Annotated in this window: 8 protein-coding genes; 3 read left to right on the forward strand and 5 right to left on the reverse strand. The window is 69.3% G+C overall.

Annotated elements, in window-relative coordinates; genetic code table 11:
* Positions 1-45 precede the first annotated feature (45 nt).
* Positions 46-909: a LuxR C-terminal-related transcriptional regulator gene (locus tag A5767_RS14250; protein ID WP_006554249.1), complete on the forward strand. Its 864-nt coding sequence runs from the start codon at positions 46-48 to the stop codon at positions 907-909.
* A 49-nt stretch (positions 910-958) separates the two neighbouring features.
* Positions 959-2,314, forward strand: coding sequence for an APC family permease (locus A5767_RS14255; RefSeq protein WP_019289129.1), 1,356 nt, complete (start codon positions 959-961; stop codon positions 2,312-2,314).
* Positions 2,315-2,316: 2 nt separating this feature from the next.
* Here A5767_RS14255 and A5767_RS14260 read toward each other — a convergent pair whose 3' ends face one another.
* The 5 genes from A5767_RS14260 to dxr form a co-directional block, all read right to left on the reverse strand.
* On the reverse strand, positions 2,317-4,158 hold the full coding sequence (locus A5767_RS14260; protein WP_197483248.1) for a penicillin-binding transpeptidase domain-containing protein: 1,842 nt from the start codon (positions 4,156-4,158) through the stop codon (positions 2,317-2,319).
* Between the two features lie 32 nt (positions 4,159-4,190).
* The gene (locus tag A5767_RS14265) at positions 4,191-5,027 is read right to left on the reverse strand and encodes a GNAT family N-acetyltransferase (protein WP_064852544.1); all 837 of its coding nucleotides are present in this window, start codon (positions 5,025-5,027) and stop codon (positions 4,191-4,193) included.
* A 114-nt stretch (positions 5,028-5,141) separates the two neighbouring features.
* On the reverse strand, positions 5,142-6,296 hold the full coding sequence (gene ispG, locus A5767_RS14270) for a flavodoxin-dependent (E)-4-hydroxy-3-methylbut-2-enyl-diphosphate synthase (RefSeq protein ID WP_006554253.1): 1,155 nt from the start codon (positions 6,294-6,296) through the stop codon (positions 5,142-5,144).
* Between the two features lie 45 nt (positions 6,297-6,341).
* Positions 6,342-7,559 (reverse strand): M50 family metallopeptidase, encoded by a 1,218-nt coding sequence (locus A5767_RS14275; RefSeq protein WP_024100644.1) that lies wholly within the window; start codon positions 7,557-7,559, stop codon positions 6,342-6,344.
* Positions 7,560-7,574: 15 nt separating this feature from the next.
* Positions 7,575-8,726, reverse strand: coding sequence for a 1-deoxy-D-xylulose-5-phosphate reductoisomerase (gene dxr, locus A5767_RS14280; RefSeq protein ID WP_064852545.1), 1,152 nt, complete (start codon positions 8,724-8,726; stop codon positions 7,575-7,577).
* A 151-nt stretch (positions 8,727-8,877) separates the two neighbouring features.
* Between dxr and A5767_RS14285 the strand changes: the two genes are divergently transcribed.
* The gene (locus A5767_RS14285; RefSeq protein WP_064852546.1) at positions 8,878-9,126 is read left to right on the forward strand and encodes a DUF2631 domain-containing protein; all 249 of its coding nucleotides are present in this window, start codon (positions 8,878-8,880) and stop codon (positions 9,124-9,126) included.
* Positions 9,127-9,199 lie beyond the last annotated feature (73 nt).

Genomic DNA, 9,199 nt, shown 5'->3' on the forward strand with positions numbered 1-9,199 from the left:
CTATGATTCGAGTCACACCATGTTCCCCGATACCCCCGGAAAGGGGTGGCGTTCGTGTCGTCCTCCTCGTCGGCGCTGCTGCGTCCCCGTGACGGTGATGCCCTGCGCGGTGAACTCCGCCGCACCGCGGCGCAGGCACAGTTGCCGGTGGTCTTCGCCGGCGAGGTCCAGCAGGGATCGCTGCAGCTCAGCGAATTCTTCGGCACCCGCACCAACAGCCTGGCGGGGGTCGTGGTGCCTCCGCGGGCCGGTCTCGGCGGTCGCGTCCTCGCGGAGTCGCGGGTGGTGACGGTGTCGGACTACGGTCGCTCTGCGTCGATCACGCACCACTTCGACCGTCCCGTTCTGTACGAGGGATTGCGGTCCATCCTCGCCGTGCCGGTACTCGTCGAGGGCAAGGCCCGCGCGGTGTTGTACGGCGCCGCGCGCGAGTGCGCGCCGGTCGGTGATCGGGCGGTGACGGCGTTCGCGCAGGCGGCCGCACGTCTCGCGCACGAGATCGAGGTGCGCGACGAGGTCGATCGGCGACTTGCGATGCTCGAGCGGTCGTCCGGCGACCGCGATCCCGTCGCGACCGCGCAGGTCCGCGAGGTCCACGCCGAGCTGCGGGTGCTCGCGCAGGGCACGACCGATCCGGCGCTGCAGGAGAAGCTCCGCTCGTTGTCCGACCGTCTCGCCGGGGTGCTCGACGGAACGGAACCGGAACCGACGGACGTCGTGCTGTCCCCGCGCGAGACCGACGTGCTGTCCCATGTGGCGCTGGGGTGCAGCAACGCCGAGATCGCCCAGCGCCTGTCGGTCGGTGCCGAGACGGTCAAGAGCTACCTGCGCAGCGCCATGAGCAAGCTCGACGTCCATTCCCGCCACGAGGCCGTCGTCGCCGCGCGAAAATCGGGTCTGCTGCCCTGATATCCGGCCGGTCCCCCATCGGCGGACAGGGTGCGGAAGGGGGCCTGCGGTGGCCGAGACGACCGACTCACCCCAGCTCGTCCGCGTCCTCGGACCGGGTCTGCTCCTGCTGTTCGTCATCGGCGACATCCTGGGCACCGGCATCTATGCCCTCACCGGGGAGGTCGCGAACGAGGTCGGCGGCGTGGTGTGGCTGCCGTTCCTCGTCGCGTTCGCCGTCGCGACGGTGACCGCGTTCAGCTATCTGGAGCTGGTCACGAAGTATCCGCGGGCGGCCGGAGCGGCGCTCTACACGCACAAGGCGTTCGGCGTGCATTTCCTGACCTTCCTGGTGGCCTTCGCCGTGATGTCCTCGGGCATCACCTCTGCCGCCACTGCTGCGCGGGCGTTCGCCGCGAACTTCGCCGAGGCCTTCGGCCTCGACCTGGCCGGCACGGCCGGGATCACCGTGATCGCGCTGGTCTTCGTCCTCGTCCTGGCGGTGATCAACTTCCGCGGGGTCGGCGAGAGCGTGAAGACCAACGTGGTGCTCACGATGGTCGAGTTGGGCGGCCTGCTCATCATCGTCGCGATCGGCATGTGGGCGTTGGGTTTCGGCGGCGGGGACTTCTCGCGTGTGGTCGAGATCGATCCCGGCGACCGGTCCGTCTTCTCCGCGGTGGTCGCAGGGACGGCCCTGGCCTTCTTCGCGATGGTGGGGTTCGAGGATTCGGTGAACATGGCCGAGGAGTGCAAGGAGCCCACCCGGATCTTCCCCCGGATGCTGCTGCTCGGCCTGGGTCTCGCCGCGTTGGTGTACGTGCTCGTTTCGATCACCGCGATCGCGCTCGTCGCGCCCGAGGAGCTCGGGGCGGGCGAGACGCCCTTGCTGCGGGTGGTCGAGGTCGGCGCGCCGGCGTTCCCGGTCGGGATCTTCGCCTTCGTCACGATGTTCGCGGTGGCCAACACCGCGCTGATCAACATGCTGATGGCGAGCCGGCTGGTCTACGGCATCGCCCGCGAGGACGTCCTGCCCGCCGTCCTGGGGCGGGTGCACCCCACGCGCCGCACGCCCTATGTCGCGATCGCGTTCACGACGCTGCTCGCGGTCGGTCTCGTCGTCTTCGTCGGCGGGGTGCCCGAACTCGGAGGGACGACGGCGCTGCTCCTGCTGGGGGTGTTCGCGATCGTCAACGTCGCCGCCCTGGTCCTGCGCCGGGACCACGTGGAGCACCGGCACTTCCGCGCGCCGACGATCCTTCCGGTGCTCGGGGCGGCCAGTTGCCTGTTCCTCGTCCTGCCGTGGGTCGACCGGCCCGTGACCCAGTACCGGACGGCCGGGGTGCTGCTCGGGATCGGTGTGGTGCTGTGGCTGGTGACGCGACTCGCGGGCCGGCGCGACGGTCGGCCCGCGAGTACGACCTGAGCTCAGGCTCCCTCGTCGTATTCCGGCGGCAGGGCGGCGAACATGTCGCGGGTGACCGCGACCGCGTTGTCGGAGCTGCCGCCGCGCACGACGAGCGTCGCGAACGCCAGATCACCGCGGTAACCGACGAACCACGAGTGCGACCCGCCCTCGACCTCGGCCTCGCCGGTCTTGCCGTAGACGTCGCCCTGGTCCCGGATGCGGTCGGCGGTACCGCTCGTGATCACCAGGCGCATCATCTCGCGCAGACCCTCCACCATCTCCGGCGTCACCGGCGGCGGCGAACCGCTCACAACGGTCTCGCGACCCGCGATGAGATAGGGCACCGGGGTACGGCCGGCGGCGACCGTCGCCGCGGTGAGCGCCATCCCGAACGGGCTCACGACCACCTTGCCCTGGCCGAAGCCGTCCTCGGTCCGTTCGACGAGATCCTCCGCGGGCGGAACCGATCCGGTGAAGGTCGGCATCCCGACCACCTCGTAGTCCACACCGATACCGAACTGCGAAGCGGCGACGGTCAGCGCGTCCGGGGCCATCTCGGAGGCGAGCTTGGCGAAGGAGGTGTTGCAGGATCGGGCGAAAGCGGTAGCGAGAGAGACCGTCCCGAGCTCGAACTCGTTGTAGTTCGGCACGCTGCGCTCACCGATCGTGATGCGGCCCGGGCACGGCACCATCGTGTTCGGGGTCGCGCTCCCCTCGGCGATCGCCGCACCCGAGGTGACGATCTTGAACGTCGAGCCCGGCGGGTACTGGCCGGCCAGCGCGACCGGGCCGTCCCGGTCGGCGGCCTTGTTCTGGGCCACCGCCAGCACCGCACCCGTGGACGCCTCGATCACGACCGTCATCGCCTGCTCGGTGCGGGCATCGACGGCCGCCTGGGCCGCGAGCTGGAGGGGACGGTCGAGACTGACCGAGAACGACGGCACCGGTTGCGGCGGCGTCTCGGTGAGCACCCCGGTGTCCACGCCGTACTGGTTCACCACGACGACGCTCCACCCGGCCGTGCCGTCGACCTCGTCGATGACGGTCTTCTTGATCTGACCCACGAGATCCGGCGCGAAGTTGCGATCGGTCGCGACGAGGTCGGCCTGCTCGGTCACCACGACACCGTCGATCCCGGCGAGACGTGGGGCGACGCGCTCGTAGTCGTCCTCGCGCAGTCGCATCACCGAGCGCGGCCCGGAGGAGGCCGTCACCGATTCCGCGATCGCCTGCGCCGTGAGCGAGGAATCGAACTCCGACAACGTCGACGCGAGCTGTCGTGCGGCGCCGGCGACGTCGGTGGTCTGCGCGGCGTCGAAGGCGATGCCGTAAACCGTGCCGGGGACGAGGATGTCGCTGCCTGCGTGCTCGTTGACCCGGGCACGCGGCGCCGGGCTGCTGCGGAGCTGCATGGTCTGCCGTTCGCCGAGCTGCGGGTGCAGCGCGGACTTCGCCCACCGCACGATCCAGTCGTTCCCGCTGCGCCCCATGTTGAGCTCACCGGTGTACTGCCATACCCGTTCCTTCGGCAGGTGCCACTCGTAGTTGTAGCCCACGGTCGCGGAGTCGCCGCTGATCCGGGTGGATGTCGTTGTGGCGATGAGGGATTCGGCTTGAAGCCCGTCCAGGACCTCCTGCATCGCGACGGCCGCGTCGTCGGGGCGGTCGGTGCGATCCGCCGCCGACGCGACGTCCTGCGCGGCGAACGAGTCGAGAAACGCCTGGGCGGCGGCCTCCGGCCCGGCCGGCCGCGGCGTGCACGCGACGGCCAGGCCGAGGAGCACGACGGCCGCCGACCACACAGCGCCGATCCGGAGTGCGCGTGCGTACGGGGATGCCGGGGTGGAACTTCGAGGTCTCATCGCCCGTCATCGTAGGCAGAGCCGACGGGAAATCAGTCGAGCAGCACCGTGGAGAACGTCGCGACCTGACGGAAACCCGCGCGGGCGTAGGCTCCACGAGCCGGGGCGTTGAAGCTGTTGACGTAGAGGCTGGGCAGGCGACCACTGCGAGCGACCGCGCAGGCCACGGCGGCCGTGCCGATCGTGCCGAGGCCCGAGCCACGATGCGCGGGATCGACCCAGACGCCCTGGATCTGGCCCACCGTGGACGACTGCAAACCCACCTCCGCCTTGAACACGACCTGTCCGTCCTCGAACCGCGCCCAGGCGCGTCCCGCCGCGATCAGGCTCGCGACGCGGCGCCGGTAACCCGCACCGCCGTCGCCGGTTCGCGGATCGATGCCGACCTCCTCGATGAACATCGAGATCGCGGCGGGCAGATACACATCCAGTTCGTCGGTCCGCACGGGCCGGACCAGCGGGTCGGGGTCCACGAGCGGTTCGCGGTCGAGGACGAGGAGGGGTTGTTCGGCGCGCACCTCGCGGGGAGCGCCCCACGTGGATTCGAGCCGCTCCCACATGGGCAGCGCGTACTCGGCGCGACCGACGATGGACGAACACAACCGCGGCCCGCGACTCGCGCGCTCGGCGAACGCCTGGATGTCGTCCGGACTGCCCAGCAGCGGAATGAGGTTCGCGCCGGAGAAACACAGCGAGGTCTCGGGGCCTCCGCGGCTCCACATCTCGCCGCCGACGGCACGCCCGTCGAGTCCGTACTCCTCGACGCGGCCGGCCACCATGCACGCGGCCACGGGGTCGCGGGAGAGCACCCGGAGCACCGCGGCGGTGTCACGTCCGCCCAACGACCGGACGCCCAGAAGCTTGAGCACTCGCTCACCACCCGTCGAGAAGCCGATACGAGATCAGAGTGCCATGCCGGACGGCGGCGTGGAAACCTGAGTCCTCGAAAGTGAGAGAACGCCGTCCCGTGCGCCCCACCCGTATCAGCCGACCGACACCACGGGGCCGCCGCCCGAGTCGTTGCCGTCCATCTCGTCGGCGATGCGCATCGCTTCCTCGATGAGGGTCTCGACGATCTGCGCCTCGGGCACGGTCTTGATGACCTTGCCCTTGACGAAGATCTGGCCCTTGCCGTTTCCGGAGGCCACACCGAGGTCCGCCTCACGAGCCTCACCGGGTCCGTTCACGACGCAACCCATCACCGCGACCCGCAGCGGCACCTCCATGCCCTCGAGTCCGGCGGTGACCTCGTTGGCGAGGGAGTAGACGTCCACCTGGGCACGCCCGCAGGACGGGCACGAGACGATCTCGAGTTTGCGGGGACGCAGGTTCAGCGACTGCAGGATCTGCGTGCCGACCTTGATCTCCTCGGCGGGCGGCGCCGACAGGGACACGCGGATGGTGTCGCCGATGCCCTCGCTCAGCAGCGCACCGAAGGCGACGGCCGACTTGATGGTGCCCTGGAAGGCGGGGCCGGCCTCGGTCACACCGAGGTGCAGCGGGTAGTCGCACTGCGCGGCGAGCTGCCGGTAGGCCTCGACCATCACGACGGGGTCGTTGTGCTTGACGGAGATCTTGATGTCGCCGAAGCCGTGTTCCTCGAACAGGCTCGCCTCCCACAACGCCGACTCGACGAGCGCTTCCGGGGTGGCCTTGCCGTACTTGGCCATCAGGCGGGGATCGAGCGAACCGGCGTTGACGCCGATGCGGATGGGGATTCCCGCATCGCCGGCCGCCTTCGCGACCTCTTTGACACGACCGTCGAATTCCTTGATGTTGCCGGGATTGACGCGCACGGCCGCGCAACCGGCGTCGATCGCGGCGAAGATGTACCGCGGCTGGAAGTGGATGTCGGCGATTACCGGGATCTTGCTCTTCTTCGCGATGATCGGGAGTGCGTCGGCGTCCTCCTGACGCGGGCACGCGACACGCACGATGTCGCAGCCGGACGCCGTGAGCTCCGCGATCTGCTGGAGGGTGGCGTTCACGTCGTGCGTCTTCGTGGTGGTCATCGACTGCACGGACACCGGATGATCGCTGCCGACGCCGACATTTCCGACCATGAGCTGGCGGGTCTTGCGTCGGGGTGCGAGGACCGCAGGAATTTCGGGCATGCCCAATCCGACGGGGCTGGTCACAGTTCGCCTTCTTTCGTCGCTACTCGGCAAGTCTACCGGCGCAGATCAGAACAGCTTGATGGGGTTGACGATGTCTGCTGTAAGGGTGAGCACCATGTAGGCGCCACCGATGACCACCGCCACATAGGTCAGCGGCAGCAGTTTCATGTAGTCCACGGGAGGGCCGACCGGCAGTCCGCGCAGGCCGCGCAGCCAGTTGCGGGCCTTCTCGTAGATCGCGACGGCCATGTGCCCACCGTCGAGCGGCAGCAGCGGGAGGAGGTTGAACGCACCGAGGAAGAAGTTCAGCTGAGCGAGCAACAACACGAACGACTCCCAGATGCCGCGCTCGGCGAACTGGCCGCCGATGACACTGGCGCCCACGACACTGACCGGGGTGTCGACCGCGCGCTCTCCCCCGGTGACGGCCGTCCACAGGTCGGCGACCTTACTCGGCAGGCTCACGAGGGCCTCGGCCGTGCGGACCGCCAGGTAACCGGTGAAGTCGAAGGTCGCGGGGATCGCCGAGAGCGGCGTGTACTCGATGATGCCCGGCTCTCCCCCGACCCCGATCGCACCGACGGTGCGGGAGACGGGTTCGGCGTCGAGCGACTCGCTCTCGTAGACCCAGCGCTGGACCTGCTGGACCGTGACGGGCACGGTGAGGGTCTCGTCACCACGCTCGACGGTGAACGGTACGGTGCCCGACAGGGGCTGCGTGGCCCGGACGAGGTCGCCGAAGGTCTCGACGGACTGCCCGTCCACGGCGACGATCACATCGCCGGGTTCGATGCCGGCCTGCTCGGCCGGGCCGGGACCCGAGCAGTCGGCCGGGGTGTAGTCGGGCGGCCCGTCCTGGGTCGGCGCGGCACAGCCGACGGTGCCGACCACCGCGCGGTTGTCGGTGTTGGGCAGTCCCGCGCTGGCAGCGAGGCCGTAGATGAGCACGATGCCGAGCAGGAAGTTCATCGCGATGCCACCCGACATCACGACGAGACGCTTCCACGTCTTCTGCTTGTACATCGCGCGCTCGACCTCGTCGGGCGCGAGTTCGTCCAGGGCCGTCATGCCGGCGATGTCGCAGAACCCGCCGGCCGGAACCGCTTTGAGACCGTATTCGGTCTCCCCGCGGCGGAAGGCGAACACACGGGGACCGAACCCGATGTAATAGCGCCGGACCTTCATGCCCAGCTTCTGCGCCGTCCACATGTGGCCGGCCTCGTGCAGGGCGATGGAGACGGCGATGCCGAGGGCGAACACCACCACGCCCAGTACGAACATCATGAGTGGCCGATCCTCCTATACGAGTGTGCGCGCCCGGTCGCGGGCCCAGCCGTCGGCGGCGAGCACGTCGTCCACGGTACTGGGTTCGGCGGACCACTCGTGTGCGTCGTTCAGCACGGCCTCGACCGTCCGAACGATCCGCGGGAACGACAGCGTCCCCGCGAGGAAGGCCTCGGCGGCGACCTCGTTGGCCGCGTTGTAGACGGCGGTGAGGCATCCGCCGCCCACGCCCGCTTGGCGCGCGAGCCGCACGGCGGGGAAGACGTCGTCGTCGAGGGGTTCGAACTCCCAGGTGGACGCGGTCGAGAAGTCGAGTGCCGGGGCGGCGTGCGGGACGCGGTGCGGCCAGCCGAGGGCCAGCGCGATCGGCAGCTTCATCGACGGCGGCGATGCCTGGGCAAGGGTCGATCCGTCGACGAAGGTGACCATCGAGTGCACGATCGACTGCGGGTGCACCGTCACGTCGATCCGGTCGTAGTCCACACCGAAGAGCAGGTGGGTCTCGATGAGTTCGAGTCCCTTGTTGACGAGGGTCGCCGAGTTGAGGGTGTTCATCGGCCCCATCGACCAGGTGGGGTGGGCGCCGGCCTGTTCGGGCGTCACCGATTCGAGGCGATCGGCGGTCCAGCCGCGGAACGGACCGCCCGAGGCGGTGAGCACGAGACGCGCCACCTCGTCGCCGGTGCCGCCGCGCAGGCACTGCGCGAGCGCGGAGTGCTCCGAGTCGACGGGCACGATCTGGCCCGGCCCCGCCGCCTTCGTGACGAGCGACCCGCCCGCGACCAGCGACTCCTTGTTCGCCAATGCGAGTCGCGCGCCGGTGCCGAGCGCCGCGAGGGTCGGTTCGAGACCGAGGGAGCCGACGAGGGCGTTGAGCACGACGTCGGCCTCGACTTCGCGTACGAGTTCGGTGACGGCGGTCGGGCCGCTCCGGACCGGCAGGTCGAGACGTGCGGCAGCGTCAGGGTCGGCCACGGCGACCTCGCGGACGCCGGTCGCGCGGATCTGTTCGGCGAGCAGGTCCGTCTTGCCTCCGCCCGCGGCGAGACCGACGACTTCGAAGTCGTCGGGATTGGCGGCGATCACGTCGAGTGCCTGGGTACCGATGGAACCGGTACTGCCCAGCAGGAGCACCCGGGTGCGGGAAGAAGATCGAGTCTCGGCCACGCGAGCATTGTTCCCCACGCACCTGAACGGTTCCTGAACCGCCCGGCTTCCACCCATCGGAACGCACCGCACGCATGCCCCGCTTCGTACGACGCGGGGTCGTATGTCACGATAAGCAGCAACAGCAGCATCTGGTGAGCAGGAGGAAACCGTGGCCGGTACCGAGTTGCAGTCCACTCGTGGTGATGTGGCGGCGGAAGTGCCGTCGGCCGAGTGGGGTTGGAGCGGGGAAGCCCCCAAGTTCTTCCGCGTCATGGCTCTGGTCGTCGCGGCGTTCCTGCTGCTGATGCTCATCGGCAACCACGAAGGACACGTGGAGAGCCTGTACCTGATCGGCTCGGCGGCCCTGCTCGTGTTCATCGTCGCGCGCGACGCGGTGCGCCGGCGCCGCCTGCGCTAGTGGCTCGTCATGGATTGTTGACCGGGTAATCCCCAGCTGACCACCCCATCCACGGCAGACTGTCTCCGAGTCG

Origin of the sequence: Rhodococcus sp. 852002-51564_SCH6189132-a, assembly GCF_001665495.1 — a bacterium.
Classification (GTDB): Bacteria; Actinomycetota; Actinomycetes; order Mycobacteriales; family Mycobacteriaceae; genus Rhodococcus; species Rhodococcus pyridinivorans.

What these genes read in the sequence shown, in the direction of transcription:
- A5767_RS14275 (WP_024100644.1), bottom strand. Translation starts at nt 7,559, where the DNA reads ATGATGTTCGTACTGGGCGTGGTGGTGTTCGCCCTCGGCATCGCCGTC.
- A5767_RS14260 (WP_197483248.1), bottom strand. Translation starts at nt 4,158, where the DNA reads ATGAGACCTCGAAGTTCCACCCCGGCATCCCCGTACGCACGCGCACTC.